This is a genomic window from Ralstonia flatus, assembly GCF_958439105.1.
In the GTDB taxonomy this organism is placed as follows: Bacteria; Pseudomonadota; Gammaproteobacteria; order Burkholderiales; family Burkholderiaceae; genus Ralstonia; species Ralstonia flatus.
This window is the reverse complement of the sequence record NZ_CAUDLI010000016.1, coordinates 37036-62001: the sequence shown is the minus strand read 5'-3', so window position 1 is coordinate 62001 and position 24966 is coordinate 37036. Positions and strand designations below refer to the sequence as shown.

26 protein-coding genes and 1 pseudogene are annotated in these 24966 nt (G+C 62.3%); 22 read left to right on the top strand and 5 right to left on the bottom strand.

All coding sequences use genetic code 11. The features are described from left to right. The 15 genes and pseudogenes from R2676_RS25755 to R2676_RS25685 all read left to right on the top strand — a co-directional run. Positions 1 to 919, top strand: a pseudogene (locus tag R2676_RS25755) (conjugal transfer protein TraC); the annotation flags it as partial. Continuing rightward, entirely contained in the window at positions 912 to 1823 is a 912-nt protein-coding gene (locus tag R2676_RS25750) for a hypothetical protein (protein WP_004636237.1), read from the top strand. The pseudogene R2676_RS25755 and the gene R2676_RS25750, both read left to right, overlap by 8 nt. 92 nt (positions 1824 to 1915) lie before the next feature. Further along, positions 1916 to 2191, top strand: a complete 276-nt coding sequence (locus R2676_RS25745) for a hypothetical protein (protein ID WP_021197838.1) — start codon at positions 1916 to 1918, stop codon at positions 2189 to 2191. 4 nt (positions 2192 to 2195) lie between these two features. Beyond that, on the top strand, positions 2196 to 3212 hold the full coding sequence (locus R2676_RS25740) for a type IV secretion system protein (RefSeq protein ID WP_004636233.1): 1017 nt from the start codon (positions 2196 to 2198) through the stop codon (positions 3210 to 3212). Then, positions 3212 to 3940, top strand: coding sequence for a VirB8/TrbF family protein (locus R2676_RS25735; RefSeq protein ID WP_004636231.1), 729 nt, complete (start codon positions 3212 to 3214; stop codon positions 3938 to 3940). Before R2676_RS25740 ends, R2676_RS25735 begins: the two co-directional genes overlap by 1 nt. After that, positions 3937 to 4890: a TrbG/VirB9 family P-type conjugative transfer protein gene (locus R2676_RS25730; protein ID WP_004636230.1), complete on the top strand. Its 954-nt coding sequence runs from the start codon at positions 3937 to 3939 to the stop codon at positions 4888 to 4890. Before R2676_RS25735 ends, R2676_RS25730 begins: the two co-directional genes overlap by 4 nt. Next, the gene (locus tag R2676_RS25725) at positions 4890 to 6233 is read left to right on the top strand and encodes a TrbI/VirB10 family protein (RefSeq protein WP_004636228.1); all 1344 of its coding nucleotides are present in this window, start codon (positions 4890 to 4892) and stop codon (positions 6231 to 6233) included. Before R2676_RS25730 ends, R2676_RS25725 begins: the two co-directional genes overlap by 1 nt. Then, positions 6230 to 6640: a TrbG/VirB9 family P-type conjugative transfer protein gene (locus tag R2676_RS25720; protein WP_004636226.1), complete on the top strand. Its 411-nt coding sequence runs from the start codon at positions 6230 to 6232 to the stop codon at positions 6638 to 6640. The genes R2676_RS25725 and R2676_RS25720 overlap by 4 nt, the downstream gene beginning before the upstream one ends. A 6-nt stretch (positions 6641 to 6646) precedes the next feature. Continuing rightward, complete coding sequence (locus R2676_RS25715; protein ID WP_004636223.1) at positions 6647 to 7900, top strand: conjugal transfer protein TraB; 1254 nt, start codon at positions 6647 to 6649, stop codon at positions 7898 to 7900. Further along, positions 7897 to 8145, top strand: a complete 249-nt coding sequence (locus R2676_RS25710; protein WP_004636222.1) for a DUF2274 domain-containing protein — start codon at positions 7897 to 7899, stop codon at positions 8143 to 8145. Before R2676_RS25715 ends, R2676_RS25710 begins: the two co-directional genes overlap by 4 nt. A gap of 10 nt (positions 8146 to 8155) precedes the next feature. Beyond that, a complete protein-coding gene (locus tag R2676_RS25705; protein ID WP_223293337.1) occupies positions 8156 to 8392 on the top strand; it encodes a hypothetical protein in 237 nt (78 codons plus the stop codon). After that, complete coding sequence (locus R2676_RS25700) at positions 8389 to 8961, top strand: phospholipase D family nuclease (protein WP_004636218.1); 573 nt, start codon at positions 8389 to 8391, stop codon at positions 8959 to 8961. The genes R2676_RS25705 and R2676_RS25700 overlap by 4 nt, the downstream gene beginning before the upstream one ends. 2 nt (positions 8962 to 8963) lie before the next feature. Continuing rightward, entirely contained in the window at positions 8964 to 9173 is a 210-nt protein-coding gene (locus R2676_RS25695) for a DUF3717 domain-containing protein (RefSeq protein WP_004636217.1), read from the top strand. Between the two features lie 53 nt (positions 9174 to 9226). Further along, on the top strand, positions 9227 to 9463 hold the full coding sequence (locus R2676_RS25690) for a hypothetical protein (RefSeq protein ID WP_021197843.1): 237 nt from the start codon (positions 9227 to 9229) through the stop codon (positions 9461 to 9463). 76 nt (positions 9464 to 9539) lie between these two features. Continuing rightward, complete coding sequence (locus R2676_RS25685) at positions 9540 to 9836, top strand: hypothetical protein (protein WP_021197844.1); 297 nt, start codon at positions 9540 to 9542, stop codon at positions 9834 to 9836. A 104-nt stretch (positions 9837 to 9940) separates the two neighbouring features. Here R2676_RS25685 and R2676_RS25680 read toward each other — a convergent pair whose 3' ends face one another. Both R2676_RS25680 and R2676_RS25675 read right to left on the bottom strand, forming a co-directional pair. Then, on the bottom strand, positions 9941 to 10147 hold the full coding sequence (locus tag R2676_RS25680; protein ID WP_004636210.1) for a hypothetical protein: 207 nt from the start codon (positions 10145 to 10147) through the stop codon (positions 9941 to 9943). Positions 10148 to 10345: 198 nt separating this feature from the next. After that, entirely contained in the window at positions 10346 to 10786 is a 441-nt protein-coding gene (locus R2676_RS25675) for a hypothetical protein (protein WP_004636209.1), read from the bottom strand. Between the two features lie 771 nt (positions 10787 to 11557). Between R2676_RS25675 and R2676_RS25670 the strand changes: the two genes are divergently transcribed. From R2676_RS25670 to R2676_RS25650, 5 genes are all read left to right on the top strand, one after another. Further along, on the top strand, positions 11558 to 12385 hold the full coding sequence (locus R2676_RS25670) for a DUF932 domain-containing protein (protein ID WP_004636206.1): 828 nt from the start codon (positions 11558 to 11560) through the stop codon (positions 12383 to 12385). 65 nt (positions 12386 to 12450) lie between these two features. Then, positions 12451 to 14322: a ParB/RepB/Spo0J family partition protein gene (locus R2676_RS25665; protein WP_021197827.1), complete on the top strand. Its 1872-nt coding sequence runs from the start codon at positions 12451 to 12453 to the stop codon at positions 14320 to 14322. Positions 14323 to 14419: 97 nt separating this feature from the next. Further along, a complete protein-coding gene (locus R2676_RS25660) occupies positions 14420 to 14653 on the top strand; it encodes a hypothetical protein (protein ID WP_004636925.1) in 234 nt (77 codons plus the stop codon). A gap of 63 nt (positions 14654 to 14716) precedes the next feature. After that, entirely contained in the window at positions 14717 to 14941 is a 225-nt protein-coding gene (locus tag R2676_RS25655; protein ID WP_004636923.1) for a hypothetical protein, read from the top strand. 11 nt (positions 14942 to 14952) lie between these two features. Continuing rightward, the gene (locus R2676_RS25650; protein ID WP_004636921.1) at positions 14953 to 15756 is read left to right on the top strand and encodes a DUF4942 domain-containing protein; all 804 of its coding nucleotides are present in this window, start codon (positions 14953 to 14955) and stop codon (positions 15754 to 15756) included. A gap of 473 nt (positions 15757 to 16229) precedes the next feature. Here the strand turns inward: R2676_RS25650 and R2676_RS25645 are convergent, their stop codons facing one another. Beyond that, complete coding sequence (locus R2676_RS25645) at positions 16230 to 17924, bottom strand: type IV secretion system DNA-binding domain-containing protein (protein WP_231973593.1); 1695 nt, start codon at positions 17922 to 17924, stop codon at positions 16230 to 16232. 2014 nt (positions 17925 to 19938) lie between these two features. Between R2676_RS25645 and R2676_RS25640 the strand changes: the two genes are divergently transcribed. Both R2676_RS25640 and R2676_RS25635 read left to right on the top strand, forming a co-directional pair. After that, entirely contained in the window at positions 19939 to 20622 is a 684-nt protein-coding gene (locus R2676_RS25640) for a hypothetical protein (RefSeq protein ID WP_021197829.1), read from the top strand. Next, positions 20600 to 21022 carry a hypothetical protein gene (locus tag R2676_RS25635; RefSeq protein ID WP_004636912.1) on the top strand — a complete coding sequence of 141 codons (423 nt, stop codon included), beginning with the start codon at positions 20600 to 20602 and terminating at the stop codon, positions 21020 to 21022. Before R2676_RS25640 ends, R2676_RS25635 begins: the two co-directional genes overlap by 23 nt. A gap of 280 nt (positions 21023 to 21302) precedes the next feature. On the opposite strand, the gene R2676_RS25630 is transcribed toward R2676_RS25635, so the two are convergent. Both R2676_RS25630 and R2676_RS25625 read right to left on the bottom strand, forming a co-directional pair. Further along, complete coding sequence (locus R2676_RS25630) at positions 21303 to 24332, bottom strand: Tn3 family transposase (protein ID WP_011342939.1); 3030 nt, start codon at positions 24330 to 24332, stop codon at positions 21303 to 21305. Then, the gene (locus tag R2676_RS25625; protein ID WP_442548595.1) at positions 24329 to 24907 is read right to left on the bottom strand and encodes a recombinase family protein; all 579 of its coding nucleotides are present in this window, start codon (positions 24905 to 24907) and stop codon (positions 24329 to 24331) included. Before R2676_RS25625 ends, R2676_RS25630 begins: the two co-directional genes overlap by 4 nt. Positions 24908 to 24966: the final 59 nt, after the last annotated feature.

Below are 24966 nucleotides of genomic sequence, written 5' to 3'. Positions count from 1 at the left end.
TGTCCTGCTGGGTCATCTCCGCCATCTCAAGTTCCTAGTCGACTGGACCGTGCTGCTGGCCAGCCAGCGAGGCTATCGGCCCACCACGGACGATCGAAAAGCCATCGAGAAGGCGATACGCGCAGCTGCTACGCGCGACCCTCAATTCTGGCGTCTGCGGTTCGTGCACGCCTCCCTGCCCAATGGCCCGCTGAAAAACGAGCTTGACCAGTGGGTGGGCGAGGCGGTCGACGCGCTCTACTTCGATAACGAACAAGACGGTTTCGACGACACGCAGTGGACCTCGATTGCAACGGACAAGATCCTCAAGGATCACGCCGTTGCGCGCCCGTTCCTCTCCTACGCGACCTACCGTATTCAGGACGAAATCGAGCAACGCCGGTTGCGCGGGGTCATCGCGCCAACCGTCGTCATGCTCCCGGAAATCTGGTCGCTGCTCGATGACAACCAGTTCGCCAAGCAGATCGGTGAATGGATCGTGACCATGCGCAAGCTGCTCGGTTGCGTTTGGATGGACGCACAGACCCCCGAACAAGTCGCCAACTCACCGATTTGGCCCGCCATCCGCGACAACGTTCTGATCCGCGTCTTCGTGCCCGTCAAGGATTTCAAGCCGGATACCAAGAAGGCCTACGAGGAAAAGTTTGGTCTCACGCAGACCCAGCAGGACGCGATCAAGAAGCTCAAGGCCAAGCGCGACTACTTCATTACCGAGGACGGCGGGATCTCCCGCAGCGTCTCAGTTCCCCTGCCTCCGCGCACGGAGGCCATCCTGCGCTCCGAACTGCAGGCGCAGATCCTCTTCGATCGGCATATGCGTTCCGGTGAGCCGGACTGGAAGGAGCGCTACATCGAGGAGGCCACTGCACAGATCGAAGCCGACAAACTCAACCTAGACGATGAGGACCGCCATGCATAAGACCTTCATTCGCAATGACATCGAGGTGCGCGTATTTGCTGCCCCCAAGGCACTCGAACCCGAAACCCGGAAGCAGTACGAAGAACTCAGCTTGACCTCCGCTGAGGTGAATGCAGTCAAGGCCTCGCGTATTGCCCGCACGGCGAAGCGCGCGGCCGCAGCGCTCGCGCTCTGCACGTCAGCTTCGGCATTCGCCGGCAGCGTGGCTGGCTTCGGCGGCGCGACCGAGATTACGCAGTTGCTCAACAACGCCGAACTGGTGTCCTCGGTTGCCCAGCAAGCCCAGATGGTCGAGCAGAACATCCAGGCGCAAATCACCCGGCTGCAAAACCTCGCCCAGGTGCCGGGCGAGCTCATCAACGAGACCATCGCGCCCTACACCCAGCAGCTCGACAACTTCCGGTCCCTCTACTCGGCCGTGACGGACCTGCAACAAGCGGCCCAGTCCACCAGCCAGTTGTTCAGCAATGCCATGTCGGACATGAGCTCGGCCAACTTGAAGCCGTCGCAGTGGCTGTCGGCGCTGTCGTCACTCGCGAAATCGCAAGGCGGCGTGTACCGGGCACAACTCAACCAGGACTTGAATGCCATCAGCTCGCTGGCCAAACGTGCTCAGAACCTGCAAAGCATCCAATCCAAGATCCCAGGCGTCACCGGCAACGTTCAGGGGCTGCAGATGCTGAATCAGCAAACCAACGTCCTGGCCGGCGAAATGATCGATCTGCATGCCCTCATGCAGCGACAAGTCGCCATGCAGATGCAAGACAAGGCGGACCAGTCGCAGAACCGCGACAACGTGGCACAGCTGCTCAAAGCTCGCTCGGCACAGGCTGCGGACATCAATACGAAGGAACAAACCATGATCCAGAACGCCCCGGCATTCCAACTGCCGCGCGATCAATAACCCCTTCTGACTCTCATAAAGAACACGACTTCACCATGCTGATACGGTGGCTCATCCTCCAACTCTGTCGATCACGTGCCGAATTGCGGTGCGTGATCCGCGTCGTGCGCGCGTACCTGGCAGCGCAGCACGCGACCGCCCAGGAGCGGACGCCACCGTTGCGTTTCTCCAATCTGTTTCAACGTGGCGCGCTGCAGCCTCGCCACCGCGTCAAGGACGCGCGTGTGCGCCGCTCAGCGCGCCTGTCGATGGTCTACGCCATTCTCGTTGTGCAAGCGGAATCGCCTCAGCTCCTGGCCGCCGCCATCGTCGCCGTGCCGGCCGCGCTGGTGATGGGAACCCTGTACGCAACCGGAGTCCTGGATTAACGCTATGGATGACATCCTCAGCACAATCAACCAACTGTTCGCCGCCGTACAAAGTGCGGGCTCATCTCTCGAAAACCTCTTTGTTTCTGACGGCATCGACTTGCTTGCGGCGCTTGGATTGATCGTCGCGACCTGGCACACCTTGCTGTGGCTGCTCGATGGTGATTTTCCGAACTACTTCTCGATGATGTTGCGCCACGTCGTCAAGGTCGCGGTACTCCTCCTGATCCTCACCACCTGGTCAGGCACGGTGCACAGCTACTTCGTGAGCAACATGCAAACCATGGCCGATCGCGTCGCCGGTGGCAGTGCCGACTCGAATACGCTCGCCAACACCCTGGTCGGCGCCATCCAGACGGTCATGTCCGGCACGCGCACCCAATCGCACACAGTCTGTACCGATGTCCCGGATTACACGCTGGACGGCGGCATTCCTACTGGCACCAGCCACCAGGATTGTCATGACGTCAACGACAACGCATTGGACAACACCAGTTTCTGGACAGCCTTCAAAACGTTGCCAGTTGTGCTGCTCACGCTTCTCGCAAAGGCCATCGCTCTGATCGCCATGGTGCTCTGCGTGCTGATCTTCGTTGTGGTCGTGCAAATGGGCTCGATCCTGCTTCACATCGCCTTTTGCCTTGGTCCCATTCTTGTGCCCTGGTTCGTCTTCCCGCCAACGGAATTTCTCTTCGAGAACTGGTTGAGAGCCGTCATTGGCGCAGGCCTCTACAAGGTCATCGCCTGGATCATGATGGGCCTCGTCATGAAGGGCGTTGTGCCTGGCTTCAATGCCTTGCTGCAGAAGGTCGCCGCGACCAACGGCGTCGGCAGCGAGATCTACTACAACACGGCCTATCTGGCCCTGATCGCCCTCGCCCTCGTCGCCTCGATCGGCGCGTTCTTGATGTGGCAGGTCCCGGCAATCGCCAGCACGTACGCCGGCGGCGGCGGAGCTTCGCTCAAGGGCTTTGGCAAAGGCGCTATTTCGAAGATGGCACAAGGTAACGGAGCATCCTGATGAAATTTTCCTCCTCCAGATCCACCCCTGAAATGCAAATTACTCCGCCGCCCGGAACTGGCCAGGGCGTCCGTGGATGGTTTGCTGCGTTTCAGAAACCAATTCTCGACAAGCACCTGGCAACGAAAGTCGCCATTGTGTTCGCGGCTATCTCCATCGGGCAGACCGTCGCGATCGTCCGAATTAGCGATAACTCTGGCCCGAAGCCCTATTTCGTCGAACGCGACAAGCAAAGCGGTGCCGTCTACTACAGCGAGAAATACGCCGAGGCGTTCACCCCGACCGCCGACAACAACGCCTATTTCCTGCGCAAGTGGGCTACCCGCGTATTCACGATCAACCTGGATGCGCAAGACACCCTGAAGCGACAGATCCCGCTTGCACGCACGTGGACCTCCGGTGCCGCAACCAAGGAGCTCGACACCTACATCACTGAAACCGATCCGGTGGCCCAGCGCGTCGTCAACACGCCCGGGCTGACCCGTCAGTTCGAAGACAACTCCATATCGTTCTCGGCCGACGGCAACATCGCCTACATGATCGTCACTCTGACCGAGAGCATTGCCGGCGTTCGCCAGACGCCCAAGCAGAAGCTGCTCACCATCAACTTCCTCACCGCGCCGCAACAACTCAAGCCGGAAGACAGGAAGGACAACCCGATCGGCATGCGCATCACGGGCCTGTCCATTACTCCGTACACCGGCATTACCCCAGGATCGACGAAATGAAGACGCTACCTCGCGCCATTCTCATCATTGCTGCGATGGCAACGCATGCCGCATCGGTCTATGCCGATGTCCCTGCAGCCGCTCCTCGCCCCCAGGGCGAGTTCGGCCGCATGTCGAAGGTTGCGCCGGCAGCTCGCGCGGCGTCGCCCTGCGCCAAGTCTTCTGCTTTCGGCCCCTTTGCTGAGCAGCAAGACCCGACGCTTGCGACCTACGCCTACGACGCGGATTACACATATCCGATTCCGATGCGGCCCAATCAGCAGACGCACCTGGTGCTGGGTGACGACGAGACGTTGGTGTCGTTCACGCTCGGCGACCGAAACAAGAAGCTCTGGCCAACGATGCCATCGGTCACCAAGCGCGACCTCTTCATCGTGCCGGCTGCAGCTGGACAGCGCGCGGCCGCGACGATCATCACGTCGAAACGACGCTACGAGCTTCAACTGTGCTCGGGTGACGACGGCCCGGCATATCAACGTGTGAGTTGGCAATACACAGACACGTTGGCCGATGGTGTCGGCGCGAGCCCGACGGCATTCGGTTTCGAGATGGCGGCTACGCCTGGTGTACCAGGTCGCCCAGAAGCGGGAGGCTCGAAAACGGGGAGCCCGCGCATCGACGCGACGCGCATGAACACGAACTACCGCATCGAGGGCAACGCCGAGTTCAAGCCGGTGATGGTGTTCGACGATGGCCGCATGACGTATTACCAACTGCCGCACGACGCCAAGCTGTCGGCCGTGTTCATCCTGGACAAGGATGGCCAGGGTGAAATGGCGCGCGTGATTCCGCTCGGCAACGACATGTACCAGATCCAGGAGGTTGTCACGTACGGCGCGCTGCTCAAGCGAGGCAAGGACGAGGTGCGGATCTTCAATGGCAAGGGGTCAGGCTGTGGTTTCTTCAGCTGCGATACTAAGCCTGTGAAGAACATCGATGGGGGCGCTTGATGGCCACGCCTGACCGCAATGCGGCCCCCATGACCAATGAGCCTGCCCCGCGCGTTCGCGTGCGGCGGGGGCTGGCCAAGACGATCTCCATTTTCTTCGGTGCCACGATTCTGTCGATCGTGTTCGTGCGCTATTTCACGCACCCGCGTGAAACAGCTGACCAACGGGCACGGCGCGAGCAGCTCGAACAATTGGCGAAGGAACAGCCGGCTTCGGGAGATGCGCTTGCTCAGAAGCTGGAGAATCAATTCACGCGAGCCCAGACCGAGCATCCGGCACCCGTGGCGCCGGCGGCGCCGAAGACGCCGCCATCCGGCCCGGTGCCGAACGGCATGGTAGGCGGCGCGTCTTCGCCGGCCGGCCTTCCTGGGGGAGCGCCTGGTTTCCAGGAAGGGCTGACCCCGGAGCAGCGACTGGCCCTGCAGCGAGCCTCCCAGGAAAATGACGCGATGGCGGTAGTGTCCTATGGCGATCGCGAGCAAGGCGCGGCAGCCAGTGCCGGCACCAATCCGATCTCCGATTACATCGCGGCGCTGCAGCGTCAACACGCCGACAAACGTACCGCGCCTGGTGAAGCTGGGACACCTGCCATTCAAGCGCAGCTTGCCGCGCTTGCGGCGGCCAACAGCCAGAGCCAGAACACGCCCGGTTCCGCAACGAACGCGCGTCACGTCGCGTGGCAAGGACAGCAGACGAACCAAGGCCAGAGTGCAACGTTGACCCCGCAAGCCGCCGAATCGCCATTCATGGTTATGCCGGGCACGCCCATCCCGGTTGTGCTCAACCAAGGCGTCAACAGCGACATGCCCGGGCAGTACAGCGCGACCGTCGACCGGGACATCTACGACAGCATCAGTGGCTCATGCCGATTGATCGCAAAAGGCACTCGGATCGTCGGGGCGAGCAATAGCGATGTAGCGATCGGGCAGGAGCGTATGCAGATGGGCGCCGCGCTCATGATCTTCCGTAACGGCGCATCGATGGTGCTCGATGGGTTGAACGGAGCCGATCCGAACGGTGAAGCCGGCGTGTCGGCCGACGTCAACAATCACTTCTTCAAGATTTTTGGCTCCACGTTCCTGATCGCTGGCATCGCCCAATACATCGGCCGCAATCAAAGCCAGCCAACCGGCACCACGCTCAACATCAATGGCGGCGGCGGTGCCACCGGCTTGACCTCTGCTGCCGGCCAGGCGGTCTCGCAGACCACGCAGACCATCCTGCAGCGCAACTCCAACATCCAGCCGACATTGCGGCTCGATCCTGGCCAAAAGCTCGTTTTCATCACGAAAGCGCCGATCCGAATTCCACCTAACACCGTTGCTGGAGAGTGCTACCAATGAAATCCTTCGTTCGCTTCATTTGCGCGCTGATGCTCGCCGCCGCTCTGCCCGCCAGCGCATTCGCGGCTCCGAATGCGTACAACTTCGGCTGGACCACCAGCGGCGCCGACATGGTGAAACCGTTCCAAGTCTTCGACGATGGCCAGTACATCTACGTCCAATTCGATGATCCGGCGCACGTGCCCGCCATCCTCACTGAGACGCCCAACGGCACCGCACTTCTCAGCTGGCGCCGCAGCTATCCATACATCGTCATCAGCTATCAGGCCAATGTGCTGATCTTCCGCGCGGGCAACCAGGAAGCTCGGGCAACGAGGTGGTACGTGGATGGTGTGCCACAGGTGGTGTTGCGCGGCGCTGCCGCGCCGGTCAAGACCACGGGCGCAGCGGCGTCACAAGACCAGTAAGCCAGCATGCAGGCCAAAACGTTGCTCTCAGCTCTCGCCTACGCCGCGACCGGCGCTGGCATCGCGTTCGCCGCCTGGTATCCCGGCAACTGGGTGATCGTGCTGCTTGCGCTGCCGGTGCTCTGGGCGGCAAGCCCGGGCCGAGTTGCAGCGGGCACGATGTGGGCCGGCTACTACCTGGTGGCCGCTCGTGACATCCCGGTCGTATGCGCCCGGTTTTTCTCGGTCCACGGCGAACTGGGTGCGACGCCGGCACTCGCCGTCGGCGTCGCGTTCTGGATCGCCCAGGCCTGCGTGCTTGCAATGCCATGGATGGTGCTCAAGCCGGAGCCGGCATCGCGTCAACGCGGCCTCTGGTGGCGCGCGGCGTTGGCGCTGCTGGTATCGACCGTGCCACCCATCGGCATCGTCGGCTGGGTCTCGCCGTTGCATGTCGCCAGCGTCTTGCTTCCGGGTGCCGGCATCTACAGCCTGGTGTATGCCGTTCTCGTTTTAGCCGGGCTGGCGTGCTATCCCTTGTGGCTGTTCCCTATGCGTCGGCCCGCCGCGCTCGGCGCTGCGTTGGTGCTCCTGGTTGCTCCTGTGGCCTCTTCCGAGGCGCTTCCACGGCCGCCGGCGGGCTGGGTCGCGGTCAATACGGCAATGGGCCAGCTCGACCAGGCCAGCTATGCAGCCCTCTATGCGCGCTCCGAAGCGTTGCAGCTCGCCGCACGCAAGGCGTTCGACGCCGGCGCGCGCGTCGTCGTCTTGCCGGAAGAAATGACCGGTCTGTGGCGCGACTCTACGCAGTTCTGGTGGGATAGCTCACTTACTCAACTCAAGGACTCAAGGAAAACACTCGTCATGGGTGTTGACCTGCGCGTTTCGGAATCACCCCGCCGCTACGCAGACAGCGCCATCGTGCTCGGCGCTGGCGATGGCCGATTCGACAGCCGCCAGCCGGTGCCGGCAGGCCTGTGGCGGCCCATGGCGCCCCTGAGCGCCGTTCTAGGTGACCTTAGCCAAGACTTCCTCACCATCGATGGTCACCGTGCGGCGTTTTCCATCTGCTACGAAGACTTCCTGTTCTGGCCGCACTGGCGCCTGTTCCTGGTTCGCCCGGATGTGCTGCTCGGCCTGGCCAACAACTGGTTTGACGACGGCCTGGCCGTTGGCGAGATCCAGCGTCAAAGCATTTCTTCTATTGCACGCATTGCCGGCGTTCCGCTTCTGCGCGCCGTCAACGTGCCCAACTCACCCACCCTCAACGCAAAACCATGACTGAAAAGAAAGCTCGCCTCATGCTGCCCGTCGCCAAGCCGGTTCCGCAGCACGCCACGCTCAAGTTGACTATTCCAGCGGGCTTGCATGCCGCGCTGCTGCATTACCAGGATGCCTATCGGGAGATGAACGAAGCCGAACTATCCATGGACGACATCGGCGAATACATCCTGCGTCAGCACCTGCGCCGCGACAAGGCGTTTGCCGCATGGGCCGAAACGCGCGGCATCAAGCTCGAAATCTAGGTTTCCTGATGTGACGCACCAGACGACTGATACCGAATGGACAGGCCACAACATGCAGCGGATCACGGTCACGCTTGAAATGCATCCTGATGACTACAGGCGAATGCGAGAGGCGGCACAAACGGCGCAGATTCCAGAACCGGAATTCTGCGCGCTGGCCATCCACAAGGGTGTCAAGGTGCTTATGAACTGCCAGGCGGACGTGAGCGCGCTGCTCCATCCACTCAACGCCGGAGCCATGAAATGACGCCGCGCCGCCTGCCCTTGTTTGTGCCCGGCCTGGTGCTGGCCAGCACTGTTGCACTGTCTCCGATCGGCAGCTATGCAGAAGGCGTCTCGCTGCAGAACACCGGCACCGTCACCGTCTATTTCTCGCCGGCCGGCGGTGCCGCCGACGCGATCGCGCGGTCCATCGAGGCGGCCCACACGCGCGTGTGGCTTGCCGGCTACGAGTTCACGCACCCACGCATCGCCCGCGCGCTTGCGCAAGCTGCAGATCCGCGCCGGCATGTCGACGTGCGCGTGGTGCTTGACCAGGAGAACGTTCGTTCGTCCTACAGCGTGGCAACCTACCTGGCGCACGCCGGCGTGCCCGTGCGGATCGACTGGACGCATCCTCGCATGCACCAGAAGACCGTCGTTATCGACGACAACATCGTGGGCCTGGGCAGCATGAATTTCACGCGCGCTGGCGACGAGAAGAATTCCGAAAACTGGAACGTCTTCCGCGGCAACCCTCAGCTCGCGCAGCTCTATGCGCAGGCCTTCCTGCAGCTGCACGCACAATCGACGCCGTACCAGAGCAAGGGGCAGTAGCCATGACGACATTCACCATCGCTCAGATCGAACAGGCTATTAATTACTGGCGCGCTGCACAGCCTGGCGCCGAGTTCGCCTTGAATGCGCAGGCCCGGGCCCTCGCCAGCGTCTACGGGTTGATGATCTATGACGGCCGCGCGCACGTCGCGCTGGCGGATCTCACCGTTGGCCAGGTGGAAGCGCTGACCGCTGCGCTGGGCACGCAGTGATTCTCAACGGCAGCGACTCAAGAATGAGCCGGCCTGGCCGGCAAAGGAGACGGATGATGACAACCGGCAACACCACAAAAATCTTTATCAAAGCAAAAGACGCTACAGATGAAGTGCTGGCCGAGATCACGTTGAAGGATGGTCCGCACATGAATGCGCACGGGGATCTCGACTGCACGCGGTACTCGCTTCAGACGGCATTTGCGGAAATCTTCGGCCGAGAGGTGCGGGTCGTGGCCGATTCCGATATTCCGCTTACCGACAATCCAGGTATGGTGTTCCTGCCGTAAGCGCTGGTGAAATTTCGGGTTTCCCATGGAAACAATTGACGACGATGTTTCAGGGCGTCCGCCAGCAGGCGGGCGAGTGGCGGCAGCAGCTGACACGTCCCCCATCAACGCCGGCCTGCAGGCCGGCGTTGATGCGTCTGGCGTCATCGTCGCCAACGATCGTGACCGGCGATCCCTCGCCTGGTTGCGCGAACAGGTCGGCGACGCTGCCATCGAGGCCGCCGTCGCGCAGCTCGCTGGCCAACGCCGGCCCTACGTGTCCAACGTGGCCAAAGCACTCGGCATCGCGATCCCGAGCGACCTTGCGCTGACCAGCGCAGACACCGCCCGGGCCCGCATCGCGGCGTTGCGCTCGCTCATCAAGAAGAAGTGACCACGCAGGCTTGCGCCGGCGCGCCGGCGGCAAGAAAAAAGCGAGAGGGGTGAACCCTCTCGCTTTGGTGCTGCGTTGGCTATAGGAGCCGATTCCCGTGTGTCTCACGGCGTTTCTTTTTGCGTCCAAGCACCGTCATCGAGTGCCTGTTGTGCCTTCGCTTGCGTGGTGAAATATTCCACCGACTCGCGTGAGCACGGACCCGCATCGTCAGCCGTACCAATGTAGAAGCCGGCATTGGATTTGAGCACTTGCAACGGAAGTTCAATGTTGCAGTACTGCTGGGCCAACAAACCAAACGTGTGAATCATGATGGATCTCCAAAGTTGAGTGGAGCCATCCGGGAGCGTCGATCGACGCGCCGCGAATGGCGAAACGTCGATCAATGCCGGAACATTCTACAACTGGCGTTTTGGAGATGTCACAAGAAAAAACGGGGAAGGTTTTCACCCTCCCCGTTCGTGCGGCTAAAAAGCCTTTCCCGCTTGCTGCCTGACGACTTTTCACCATCATTCCCAGCTGGGTTTCATAGTGATTCTGCCGTCCAACCAATAGCATCCCATCAGCTTCAGCTCGTAGCCAGCTCGATGCAAGCGGCTCAGCCGTTGTATCCAGGCCGGCAGTCTGAACCACCAGTGCAACATCAGCGCAGGGTAGGCATCCGAGATCATCCAAAGACGCCCTTGGCAATTGTGCGTTTTCGCATTGCACCAAAGCGATCCCACACACGTGCCTTTTCTGGTGTACAGCGTCATCGACCAAGCTGCGTCTGGATGACTCGGAAGCGCGTCCAGAACAGCCCAGATCGCACCAGCTCCTCTGCCGATCTGTATTGCGCCCTTCATGATCCAGGAACCATATGCCTCGCTGCTCTCAGGGCGAAAATCAGGCCCTTCAGACAGGCAAGACAGGTTCAGCTCGACTTCAGGGATAAGGTTTGCAGACAACATGATGGCCTCCAATGAAAAAGGCCACTCGGGAGCGTCAATCGACGCCCCGCGAATGGCAGAACGTCGATCAACACCGGGCCATTCTATGCCTGCGATTTTGCGGAGCAAACAGGTATTTTTTTGCTGGTGATGCTGCGTCGTTTTCCGTCTGCAGCCCGGCCGTCAATTGCCACCCTGGGCGTCTCCCTGCGCTTCGCTTCGGGCCGGGCTCTCGTGCTGCGCATCGAGCCAGGCTGTGCCTGTCTCGCCCCGCCAGTGGCGGGCTTCCATCCCTGACGCTTCCGCTGGCCAGCCAGCGGTGCACCCCCTGTTGTGGCGCTCCTTCCAGGAGCGCAGTCCGACGAGCGGCAGCAACGACCGCGCCAGGGCCAGACCCGCGCCAGCGCTGCGCACTGTCACGTGTCTGGCTTGTCCTGTCACGGCCCTTGCCACGCCGCGCGAGGGTGCCGGCATCCGCCGCGCCAGCGCGCTACGCGCACTGTCACGTCGGCCGCTTCTCGGCCCCCTCGAAAACCGGCAGCACACAGCCCGTCAGCCGCGTCTGCATCCCCCCACAACCCCCGCACCTAGGGTGAGGGGGACTTGTGGGGGGATGCTTTGACGACGCGGCCGACAGGCTGTGTCTCACGCTGCCATCACCCCACCCTTCCCCAACCCCTTCCCGTGAGGGAAGGGGCTTATCTCCCCACCCCCCCGCCCGCCCCCAGGGGCGGGAGCGAGGAAGGTCCGAGCGAGAGGATCGCTCTCAACAACCTCTAAAGGAGATTCACCATGTCTTACCTGTCGCTGCGCAATGCCAACGTCGTGCGCTCCAAGACCCCGCTGGCCGATGACGACATCCGCCGCGTTGCGCCCTCCATCTTCGCGGACGGCAAGCACGAAAGCCGCTCCGATCGGTATACCTACATTCCCACCATCGACGTGCTGAACGGCCTGCGCAAGGAAGGTTTTCAGCCGTACATGGCAATGCAGACCCGCGTGCGCGACGATGGCAAGCGCGAACACACCAAGCACCTGTTGCGCCTGCGCCATGTTGACCACGTGGTCGACGTGGGGCAGGAGGTGAACGAAATCATCCTTTTGAATTCGCACGATGGATCAAGCGCGTACCAGATGCGCGCCGGTGTGCATCGCTTCATCTGCTCCAACGGCTTGGTGGTCGGCGACGATTTCGCGGACATCCGTATCCCGCACAAGGGCAACGTCATCGATCAAGTCATCGAGGGCGCATTCACTGTGCTCGATACCTTTGAGAACGTGAACACGCAGCGCGACGGCATGAAGGCGCTCACGCTCGACAGTGGCGAGCAGCAGGCTTTCGCGCGTGCCGCGCTCGCCTTCCGCTACGACGAGACGGTGGCACCCGCACCCATCACCGACACCGATCTGTTGAGCGTTCGCCGCATGGATGATCGCGCGCCCGACCTGTGGACCACGTTCAACCGCGTTCAGGAAAACATCATCAAGGGCGGTGTGCGTGGCCGCAATGCGACCGGCAAGCGCGTTACCACGCGCGCTGTGAACGGCATTGACCAGGACATCAAACTCAATCGCGCTCTGTGGGTGCTCGCTGAGGAAATGCGCAAGCTCAAGGCCTAGCCCATCGCGGCCAGCGCCCGGGCGGGCGCTGGCCGCTTCCCCTCTTCTCTCATTGGATACCCATCATGCAACGCAACCTGATTACCGTCCCTCTGTCCCGCCTTGTCGAATCCGACGCCAACGTGCGCACCGGTGAACTGCCGAACATTCCCGCACTGGCGGCCTCCATCCGCGTGCACGGCTTGATGCACCCGCTCGTCGTTACCGAAGTCAAGCAAGGCCGCAAGACCTGCTATGCCGTCGCCGCAGGGCGTCGGCGCCGCGCCGCCATGGAACTACTGCGCGATCAGCGCGCGATTGATGCCGATCATGACGTGCTGTGCCTCGTTGCGGAGAACGAATCGGAGGCGTTGGAACTGTCCACAGCGGAGAACATCGAGCGCGAAGACATGCACCCCGCCGACGCCTATGAGGCCTTCCGCAAGATGGTGGACGCCGGCACCAGCATCGAGGACGTGGCCGCGCGCTTTGGCGTCACGCCCGCAGTCGTGCAACGGCGCTTAAAACTCGCCAAGGTATCGCCTGCGCTGATCGCCGCCTATCGTGCCGAGGATATGTCGCTCGAACAACTGATGGCAATGACCGTCACTGACGATCACGCTGCGCAGGAACAGGTGTGGAACTCCCAGCCGCACTACGAACGCACGCCGGAAAAGTTGCGCCGCGCGCTGCTCGGACAGGACACCGTGCGCTCCGATAGCCCTCTTGCCGCCTATGTCGGCAAGGATGCCTATCTCGCGGCGGGCGGGCGCACGCAGGTGGACTTGTTTGAGTCCACCGCCTACTGGCTTGATGGCGCGCTCACGCGTGATATGGCACTGGCCAAGATGGGCGCGGAGGCCGAGGCGATCCGCGCCGCCGAGGGCTGGGCATGGGCGCTGGCGCTGCTGAATCCGAGCTACAGCGATATGGAGGCCTTCGGGCGCGCGCCGACAACCCTGCGCGAACCGACCAAGAAGGAAGCCGCCACGATTAAGAAGCTCGACACCCGCAAGACCAAGATCGAGCGTGACATGGGCGACATTGAAGAACGAGGCGAGGAAGAATCCGAGGCGTATGCAGCGCTGTCCGACGAATGGGACCGCATCGAGGGCGAACTGAGCGACCTGCAAGACCAGATGCAGGTGGTGGCCGACAAGAGCCTCGCGGGCGTTGTGGTTCTCTTCCAGCACAACACCGTCAAGATTCTGCGCGGCGCGATCAAGCCCGACGACCGCAAAGCCGCCGCCAAGATCGAGCGGGCCGCCACGCGCGCCGCATTCGGTGCCGGTGACGGCACCGATGCTGCACCCGCACCCACCCTTTCAGAAAAGCTCACCCGTGCCCTGACCGCGCAACGCACCACGGCACTGCAGGCGGTGCTGATCGAGCGCACCGATGTTGCGCTCGCCACGCTCGCTTATGGGCTGGTTTCGTCGCTGTGGTCGGAACGCTATTGGCGTGCCAACGCGGTCGGCGTGCGCACCACCGACATGCGCCACACCGTCACACAGGCCGATGCCAGCATCGAAACCTCGCGCGCGTGGCAGCAGATCGAGGCCGCAAGCGAAGCTTGGAAGGCCCGCCTGCCGGAAGAACTCGATGCGCTGTGGCCGGTGCTGCTGGCGATGCCGCGCGACGAACTGCTGTCGCTGCTGGCCTTCTGCACTGCTGTGACGGTGAACGGCATCCAGCCGCGCGCGGGCGAGCACGAAACCGATGCGATCGCGCAATCCGTCGCGCTCGACATGGCCGACTGGTGGGAGGCCACCACTGAGAGCTACTTGTCGCACGTGCCCAAGGCACAAGTGCTGGCCGCAGTCACGGAAGGCGTCGGTGCCGCCGAGGCGGCACCGCTCGCCGCGATGAAGAAGGGGCCAATGGTGGAGGCCGCCGCGCGCGCGCTCGCAGGCAAGCGCTGGCTGCCCTCCGTCCTGCAAGCCAGCGCTACGCCTTAGAAAAAAACGGCCCCGCCCGCTCGCGCGGGCAACCCGACAAAGGTGGTCCGAGCCGAGTGCTCGGACCACGCAAGCCACAATCTATTGAAGACCAATCATGACCAAGACCACCGCAGCCAAGTCCGACAAAAACGAACTGATCCGCCATGCCATCACAGCATGCGGCTACCTCGTGCGCTGGGGTTCCCGGCTGACCTTGCCCGAGTTTGCCGCAGCGATCCGCCGCCACTCGACGGACCAACGCGCCGAAGCCGTGGCCGCCGCGCTGGAGTCGGCCACGGGCTTTGTGGCCCGAGACTGGCGCGGCTTGCGCGCGAACTGGCAATGCTGAACGTCTCTGGCCCCGGCCAGCGTGCCGGGGCTGTCATCTGCCCCATCACCGCAGGGAAACACCATGCTCAAGTCCCAAGACGATGCTACCCGCGCAATCAACCTCGCCGCGCGAAACCTGGAAACCACGACGGCGGCCATGCAAAGCAGCGCCGCACTGTGCCTGCTCGATGCGCGCGACCTGATGGCGCGCGGCAATCATGACCAGGCTGTGTGCCGTGCGCGCGATTCGCTCGCGTACAGCGTCGGCATTTTTCATCCCGACTACAAGACCGCAGCCACGATCTAGCGAGACCCATCATGAGCGACTTGGTAAAGAGCGTCAGCATCGCCAATCTGGCGAGCCAGCGCGCGGCAGTGGTGGAACGTGTGCGCCAAGCGCTGGACCTGCTGGGCGAGGCCCAGAAGCTGGCCAGCGGCGCGCATATCGGCTTTCCGCGCCTCGTCATTGACAACAGCTATTCGAGGCGCGGCACCGTGTGCGTGACGGGCGACTACGCGAAGCGTGACGAGGCGGAAACCTGCATCCTGCACACCATCGACGCCGAGGGCTGGAATTACCTGCTTCAGGAGTCGGGGCTGCGCACCTTGATGGATGCCACGGCCCGCGATACGTGGGCAAAACAGATTGCCGAGGGCGAGGTGCCCGAACTGACCGCCGCCAACATCGAGGCGACGTTCGGTCAACTCTACGAGGCGCGCGGCGACATGTTCGAGCGCGGCGTCCTGCAATGCTTCCGCCGACTTTCTTGGGACTACAAGACCAATCAGCCATTCAAGTTCGGCAAGCGGGTCATCGTGACGGGCCTGATGACAGGCGGCTATGCAGGCAGCCGCGCGACGAACGAACTGGACGATCTGATGCGCGTCTTCCACGTGCTCGACGGCCAGCCCGAAGCGGACCACAGGAACGGCATGCACGCGCTGATTTCCGGCGCGCGGCACGAAAGGCGCAGAGAAGCCGAAAACGCCTATCTGCATTTGCGCTGGTTCAAGAACGGGAACGGGCATGCCACGTTCAAGCGGCCCGATCTGGTGGACAAGCTCAACCTCATCTTGGCCAAGCACTACCCGGCCGCGCTCGCGGCCGAGCGGAGGCGGTGATGGGCTTTGCGCTCGATTTCGTATGTCCCTTTGAAACGCGACCGCCCGAGGTGCCGCCGTAGGATCAGGCCGTCGTCATGCCTGGATCGCGCAGCCGCCCAGCTGAGACGCCGGCGGCCGCCGGCGCCCCAGCTCGTGGCACCTGCGGTGCCCCGACCCGGCGCGGCCGCTAGGCGGCGGCGCCGGGCGTGCGGCGCCAGGCCAAAACAAAGGGCGGGAACCTTTCGGTTCCCGCCCTTTGTTCGTTCATATTCCAGGAAAACGCTGGAGCCCTTCGCCGTTGCCAGCCGCACTATCGCGCAGCTGGCGAGCGGAACGGGATATTTCTGACGGTGGCCACCAAGTGCGGCCATGGCAGAGACAGAGGCGCGCGGCTCGCCCGGTTCAGCGCCGGCGCGGCCGGCACCGAACCATGCGCACCGCCGCCGGCGCCGCGCACCAGGTGCATGCGCACCTGGCGAGCCGCCTGGTTGCTATGCCGCCATCGTTGTGTCTTCCTCCGGCTTTTTCCACGATGCGACACTGTTGTCAATTTGCGTGTGGCAGGTGTACAGCTTGGAAGCAATCCGGCCTGGCATGTAAGCAATGGCGATGCGCTCAGGCAGATTCAGCAACGTATTGCGCGAAACGACCGGCTGCTCCTCTTTGCCAACCGTCCGATTCGCTTCCCACTGCTCGCCCCCGTGTTTGTTCGCCTTCGTCTGCTCGCGTTGCACCACATTGAGCCATTGCCCCGCCGACAGGTTTTCCGCCCACTCGGCAGTGCGCTCGTCGGCGGCGCGGTAGACGAACTTGATCGGCGTGTTGACCTCGAATTCCCGTGCCAGCGCCTTGCCATCGAGCCGCTTGTCGTCCGGTGCTTCCAGGTTCGCAATCGACTGCGCGGCCAGCAGCATGTTGCACTGGTGCTGTCGGATCGTGGCCAGCGCCTCATTGATTTCCGCGCAGGCCAGGAACTTCAGCTCGTCAATGCCGAGCACAACGTGCGCCGGCCGCGTCGCATCGAGCCGCTTAATTTCCGTCACCAGTTCCGATATGTATGCCTTGGTCGCGGCCTTAATCACCGGGTCGGCTAGGTCACCACGCACATACACAATCGCGTTGTTCATCAGGCACTGTTCGATCGAATGGCCCTTGCGCTTCACGGACTGTGAGAACGTGTCGACACGCGACCATTCACGCAAGGAATCGCGCAAGGTCGACAGGTTGTCGCGCCCTGTTTCGGCGTTCTTTTTCACGTATTCCAACAGCGACTTGATCGTGCCGTCGGTGCCTTCGAGCGCGTCATCGAGCAGCCCGCGCTCCTTCGCCTTGTGCACATCGGCGTCCGTGCCGAAGGATTCCAGGTTGAATGCGCGCACGATGCGAGTGCGCCGTTGGCGGAATGCGCCACCCAGGAACGGATGCCAAACACCACGCCCTTCCGGATTCAAATCGAGATAGACGAAGCGGCGACCGGCCGCCTTCGCTTCGTTCTGCAGCAGGTACGGCAGCCAGTTGTCGCCCTTCGGATCGACGTAAAAAATGCCGAAGCCAAACCGAATGCACTGCTTGAAGATGCTCTGCAGCACGATGCCCTTGCCGTAGTTTGTCGGGCCGAGGATGGCGTGGTGCGTCGTGCGGAACCTGTCCAAATCGAAGTAGATCGGCTGGCCGTCATCATCCAAGCCGTAGAAGATTTTGCCGTCGACAAAGTAATCCTCCGGCTTGAAATCCTTCGCCTTGAGCGTGGCGACTTCCTCCCGCGCATCGACAAGTTTGTCCGTCTCCTGCTCGATGCGAAGCGACCGCCAATACTTTGAAAGCACTGGAACAGCGTAGCGGTCCCACAGGAACCGCAGCGCCAGGCCGACCACGAACGCTCCCGCGACCATCATCCAGTAGCGGCCCAGACGATCAGCGCCCCACTCCAGGAACACGCTGGACGCTTGCCCAGAAGACGTGTCAGCCGAGAGAACGAAGGTGCAATACACCAACAACGGTATCGCCAAGATGCCCCAAAGCGCGGTGTATGCCGCCGCTTTGCGGACCCACAACACAAGATGAGCGACGAATGAGTCCTCGTCGTCCTTCAATGTCCACGGCACGGGATGCAGCAGTCCGACCGTGGCCAACGCCACGGCGAGCACGATCCAATACCACGGACTCGACCACGCCAGCAGGGCCATGATTGCCTTGCCGACCCATGCGTGCATTCCAAGGTGTCCGAGCATACGTCTACCTCATCTTGTTAGAAAACGGTGAAACCAGAGGGGGAAATCCCCCTCTGGTTTAGGCCAGTCAACTGCAAATAGAGCACAGCAGATCCGCCATAGGGCATCACCACTGGACCGGGTAGATAACGGTCTACGGCCGTACTGCAAGACGATGGTTTCCCACACCATCGACCCTGACGCGGGCTTGTGGCCCGTTTGACAACTGACTCTCCAGGTCAACGCCCGGATTGCCACAGCGAGCACGACGCGGTAGCGCCGGACCACTGTTTGCCGACAGCGAAAACATCGCTGCCATTCCCACCGGCCTGATTGCTGCCGGGTTGACTTTTCGGCGCCGAGGCGCCCACTGCTGTACTGCAATCAGTCCATACGGCCGGACTGATTTGACCGCTGATCCAACCGCGATCAGCGTGCCGAGACAGCCATGGTGGACTGTCGTTTTTGCTGCCACCGGCCCCATACGGGCGACCGAACTGCCTGCCGATCCAACTGCTATCGGTTTGACTCCAGCTCACTGCGCTGGCTTGCAGACTGACGCCGGCACCGCTAGGCGGTGCCGTTGCCGATGCCGGGTATCCGCCCGGCCGGGTGTTGGCAATTGCCATCTTCGTAGCTCCTTTTTCAAGGGTTCAATTACACGTTGGAGGACACCGAATTACCCATTCGGTCCGGGCGCGGGTACCAGCCGCGCCCGTTCCAACAACCACCGCGGGAACCACCCCGCTAACTTCACACTTGCGTACGCCGCAGTCTTTCGGACAGGCTTGCGCCTGCTGTTTGCGCTTCAGACGAATCGCGACAAACAGCTACGTGGCTTGCGCCACGCGGCCCTACTCAACCACTCTCCCTCGCATAGCCACCGGGTTACCAGCCCGGTTATGGCCTTAGCGATTCCCACGTTAGTGCAACGCTACTGACGCCAAACTGCGCGCCAGGACTTCACGCCTGCGCCTCCAGCAACAACAGTGAGGTGTTCCCTCTCACCCATTAGGTTTTCAGCGGCCCGAGATTCCAAAGCGGCTCGCTTACCTGTTGTGCCATCAACAGCTTCGTCTTCAGACAGGCTTGATGCCCCACCACATAGCGACCTCTTCGGCCGCATTTACACGCTTAAGCTATACAGCGACCCCACCAGCTTGCGCCGGTAGGTGCCGCGTGCGCCAGGTTTCCCCTTGCACGCCTGCGCCCTTTCGGAACGCCTCAGCAGCCTACGTGTGTGGCACAGGTTCTACGGTCTCCCGCAGCCCCTGGGCGGTGCTAACGACGGTGCAGACAGCCACCGTCTACCGCTTTCACGCTACACAGGAACTCAGCGCATTTCCTCGCTGAGCCCGTTTCCGTGTCGCCCAAACTCGCCCCTCCCGGGGATTGAGTCGAAGGACGGAGTTACACCGTCCAGCGCTCGTCGTAGTCGTACCAGCGCCATTACGCGCATACGACTTCGGCGTACTCGACGCAGGTGGTAAGCCCGCATCTAGAGCCATACAGCTTCGTGTGAAGTGAGTGGAATTTTGGGGATGGTCAGCCCCCAAAACGTCGCGGTGGTCTGCCCCCAATCCGTGTAATTTCGCTCGCGCGCAATTACCACTTCGGGCGACCGGTCCTGTACTACGTACTGCAAAGGGTTGGTCGCCCTCGTGCTGCGTTGCTGGCCGCTTGTGGCGGCCTCGGCAACGCAGGTGATACTTGCGCGCGTGGGCCGCTTGTGGCGGTCAGCAATCACATTGTAGCGTGATATGTTGGCCGCACGCGCTTCGCGCGGAATCTCTTATAATCAGGTTGGAACGCGATGCGTTCCAACTGACTGGATTCCTTTGCCTGGGTTGGATTTTTATTATGTTGGAATCGGTCCGCCGGAATGGTCGTCAGACCGTTGCGGCGGATCGCTAGATAAGAGCGTGTACACGCTCTCTTTTTGTGCATGCGCCCGACAACTTTTTTGGTCATCCGATACAAGACGCTCCTAATGCAACGCCTGTTGGATTCTGTCCGGCATGGCTATTGCCATTACACGGCCGCACAGGTTCCGGCCGAGAAGGCATTGGCGTTCTGTCAAAAGTTCGCGGAACGCTATGAGGTCGCGCTGAACCGCGACCAACGGGCCTACCGGAAACGGCTCGGCAAGGGCAATGCGCGGCTGATCCTTGCCGACCTGGCCAAGAACGGGACGCTGCACTGGTTCTTGCTCGTGTCCGATGGTGACCACCCGGCCAGGCAGATGGAGCCGCTACGCGATGCCCTGGAGTCGTCCACGCGCATCCGCGTGGACGACTACGAACTCCTGCGGCTGCCACGTGATCGGAATCATGGCGGCGGCGTCCGCCTGACTTGGCGGATGACCAACCAGCGCTTTGACACCTGGCGCGCTGCCGTCCGACAACTCGCCCGCTCGCCGCGGGCGGAGCAGGAGGTGCAGGCGGTAATCCAGTCGCTGTTCAAGACACCAGGCTTTGGCGCAACCCGCGTCCAGGTCGGCAAGTTGGTCGCTACGCTCGCCAGGGAGTGGGAGCGCGCCGGCCGAGATCCGACCGCGCTCATCTTGCCCGCCGCCCTACCCTACGTTCGGCGTGTCGCCGACGACGATTACACAGTCATCGATTGGTTCAAGGACCAGGAGGAAATGAAGCATGGACAATCAGAAGCCGCATGACAACGACGCGCTCGTTGTACTTCCCCCGATTCACGATGGGGCGGCCGAGCCTGATACCGTCGTCTTTACTCGCGCTGAGTGGGAGGCCGACGACGAATCGGAGGCGTTTGGCGTGCGCAAGATCGTGCCCAAGGCCAAGGAGAAAACGCCCGGGGTCAAGGCGGTGCTGATCTTTCACGACAGCTTCCTGCGGGCCAAGCGGCGGATGAAGGAATGCACCTCCATCCGGCCGGTCATCGATCTGCCGGAAATCATCAGCGCCATGATCGACGTCTGCGACGCCGATCCTGCCGTCATGGAGAAGGTCGGAAAAAAGATGCTCGAACGCCGGGCGCAGCAACTGGCCGAATTGCAAAACGGAGTCAGGTTCGGTCCCAGCAGCGGGAAGCAATCCAGCTAGGCCGACGATCCATTGGGACATTTTCCGGGTTGCGATCCGCTGCGCCCGACGTGGCCAGCGGCACGCTGGCCACGTCGATCCGGGCGTCCGCAGGATTGTATTGGGACATTTTCCGGGTCGCCGGCGGCAACCCGGAAAATGCAGCAAGTCCTCGCTAACCTTCTGGCCGCACTACTGGGACAAGCCATTGGGACATTTTCCGGGTTGGCTGCAATCGGCAGTTGCCGCTGACCTGACGGTCAGCAGCAGGGGTTCTAAGCCGGAACCGCCGAAATTTCCGTCATCCCAGCTCCAGCCCCGCCACGAGCGCATCCAGGTCGATCATCTTGCCGTCGCTCTGGAAGGTGTAATGCCCGTTCAGCAGGATGTGCCGCCAGGCCGCCGGCGATATCTGGGTCAGGAGAGCGTGCGCCTTGGCGTTGCCGCTCGCCTCGTACTTCATCAGCAGCCGCGAGAGGATGGCCGAGTTGTAGAAGATGACCGCGTTGGCGATCAGCCTGGCGCACTGGTTGCTGATCTCAATTTCGATGTCGGTGCGCCCGGTCAATTCCTTCTTGCCGCCGACCTGGGCGATGGTTGAGCGTAGCTGGTGATAGGACTCGATGCGGTTCTGTGAGCGGTGAACGTTGCGCTCCAGTTGCGGATCGCGCAGGTAGCGCAGCGTGTAGATGCTGCGGATGAGCTTGTCGAACTCGAACACCGCGCGCCGCGTCGGGTTCGGCGCGGTGTAGGTGCATAGCTTGCGGATCAGCGTGCCCTGCGTCATCTCCTTCAGTCCGAGCGTGGCGACAATCTGGTCGAGGTTCGGCTTCTCGCTGACTATGAGATCGCGGTCGATTCTCCCGGCCGGCCGGATCAGGCACTGATCGTACAGCGCCGGATCGTCGGCACTGTAGAGTTCCTTCAACTGATCGCCAAGGTCGGTGAAGCGCGGCTCGAAACGCAGGCCGAACCAGTGCAGGATAGCGAAGTTGGCCTTGTTGACGCTGTGCATGTCGCCGGTGATCGCGGTCGGCACGATGTCCGACGTGTTGCGATACCAGATGTCGAACACGTGATGGGCCTCGTAATCGTGCGCGCCGATCAGGTAGCCGTTGAGCGGCACGTGGTTGCACAGCAGCGTGTAGGCGACCACGCCCTTGCCGCGCCCAAAGTATTTGCGCGAGTGGCGCGCTTTCACGGTCGGCCGCTCGACGCCGAATTTCTGACCATCGACGGCACCGTACAGTGCATCGAGGTCGAACGAGTAGTACGGGAAGATCGGCAGCGCGGCGATGGCGTTGCTGATGCAGTCGTTGGCCGCGTGCAGCGTTGCGTGGCGCAGGTACTGTTGGTAGGCGCTCTCCAGCACGTGGTAAGGGATGTCGCTGGTGCGTGCCATGACCTGGTTGCCGTGGTTCATCGCCTGCGCGATGATGACCGCCATCAGGCTGTCGGCGTCGGCGACCTTCTTCGCATAGCGCGGCTGCAAAGGCGTCAGCGCCGACAGGAACTGGCACTGGCCGTTGACGAAGCGGAACACGTCGGCCACGTCGCAGAACGGCAGTTGCTCGTAGAACGCCTTCTCGCGCGCCTTCTGGTTCTCGCCCTTGGGCTTGCGCCATGTCAGCTTCTGCGTGTCCTTGTCGTATTCTAGGTGCGTCAGCTTGCCCTGCTTCAGCTCGCGGTTGAAGGCCAGCCACTGAGCGCGCAGCTCGGTCGCGAGCGCATCGAGCTGGGCATCGAGTGGCTGCCGCAGGAACGGGATGTCGATCTGCGCCAGCACGGCGGCCTTCTCATCCAGCGAAACCAGCTCGTCGGAAAAATGCCGGTGCTGCAAGCTGTCGTCGAGGTAGAGTTCACCCGACTGGAAGCGCTTCCTGACCTGGCGGTACAGCCAGAACTCGTAGCGGTCGGCATGCAGGCCCGTCGGCTTGCCATCGGCATCGAAGGTCAGCAGGTACGGTCGCAAGCGTTTCGGCAGCGTGGCCGCTGGACATTCGGCGAGCGGCCGTTGCGATAGGCGCTGCTGTTTGGCGAACACGTCCTTGGCCCAGGCCAGCGCCACGAGCCACGGGCTGCCCGGATCAGTGCCAGCGAGGTCGAGCGCGACATACAGCGGCCGAAGATGGCGGCGGATGCGCTCAGCCAGGCCGTCCACCGCCTGCCAGTGCAAAGCCAGCTTGCTCACCGGCTTCACGCTCATGCGCTGCGCGGTGGTTTGCAGCGTATCGCGGGGCATGATTTTGTAGGCGCGCTGGCGCACATCGCCGAACGGCGTGGGATCGGGCACGCTGTCGTCGATGTAAAGCGACAGCAGGCGGCCGACCTGCGGTGTGTCTTGCTGACGGCGCACCTGCTCGGCGACAAAGGATTGCTTTGCGCCCGCACTGCTTTCGTCCTCCAACTGCTTCATGTGGTAGGCCATCGCATCGACCAGGTTGTCGGAAAGCTGCCGGTAGCGCACCCAGGCATAGCAAAGCAGGTAGAGGTAGGTCTGATCGGCCTTCAGGTTGCGTAGATCGTGGACGGTGTAGAAGTTCGCCAGGCTGGCGTAGTACAGCAGATTCTGCTGCGAGACGCCGAGCTTGGGCAGCAGCGCCTTGGCGATCCGGTGCAGCGGCTCCAGCGTGGCGCGCTTTTCGCGTTCGCGGGCCATCTGACGCCAGCCAAAGTCCTTGGCGTCCTGCTTGAGCGCCGCCAATTGCGACAGGGTGTCGTCACGCACTAGAAGCCGACCCAGCGCGGCCTTGGCCGATTCGTCCAACACTTCCGACAGCAGGCCAGCCAGCCGCCGACGCTCGGCGGACAGGGCTTCGCTCACCAGCTCTTGCAGGGTGGTATAGCCGGGCCGGATGATCTTGTGCTCGTTTAGCCAGACGATCAGCTCGGCGGCGATGAACCCCGGCATCACGTCGCGCCGCACGGTCTGCGCGGCCTGCTGCGCGAGCTGCGCCAGGAACTCGGCCGCCCACGGCCGGTAGCCGAACAGATCGGCAATCCACTCGCGCTGGGTGTAGTGCTCGTGCTTGGAGATTGGCTTGTGCTCGAAGGACTCGCCGTGGAAGTAGCGGCTCAGCACGAAGGCGCAATCGTGCTCGACCTCACTCCAGTCGAAGCGGAAGAAGGCATGCTTGGCCTTGAAGTAACCGATCTGCAAGATGCAATAGACCTGGGCATGGAGACCAGGCCGGCTGCTGGCGAGCGCCAGTTCGGTTTCAGTCAACGCCAAGTATTCCAGCCGCTGGGCGTCGTCGAAGTCCGGCAGGCCGTACAGGGCTTCCTGCTCGGCGTCCGACAGGACGGTCAATCGTTCGCTCTTGGTCGTCATCGCGATGACGCTCCACGAGAGCCCGTCCAACCAACCCGTGCCAGGGTCTCGATCAGCGTGGTTCGCTTGACGCCGAAGTTGCGGCACACCGCCGCCTTGGACATGCCGCCATCGAGCGCAGCGACGATGGCCTCCAGCTTCTCGCCGGTGATCGCCTGCGGCCGGCCGCCGATCCGGCCCCGTTTGCGGGCGGCAGCCAGACCGGCGACGACACGTTCCTGGATCAAGGCGCGTTCGTACTGCGCGAGCGCGCCGAACACCTGGAACAGAAACTCGCCCGAGGGCGTCGTGGTATCCAGGTTCTCCGTCAGCGAGCGGAACGCCACCTGCTTTTCCTTGAGCGAGGTCACGATGGCGAGCAAGTGCGACAACGAACGGCCGAGCCGGTCGAGCTTCCACACGACCAACACGTCGCCAGGGCGAACGAATTCGAGCGCCCGCGCCAGGCCCGCGCGGTCGTCCTTCGCGCCGGAAGCATGATCCTCGAACAGATGCCGCGCATCGACGCCGGCGGCGAGCAGCGCATCGCGCTGCAAGTTCGTGCTCTGGCGGTCGGAGTCCGACGACACGCGCATGTAACCTACCAACATAGGCGGAAAACCATCAAGACGAGGTTTCCGTATGGTAGCGTCTG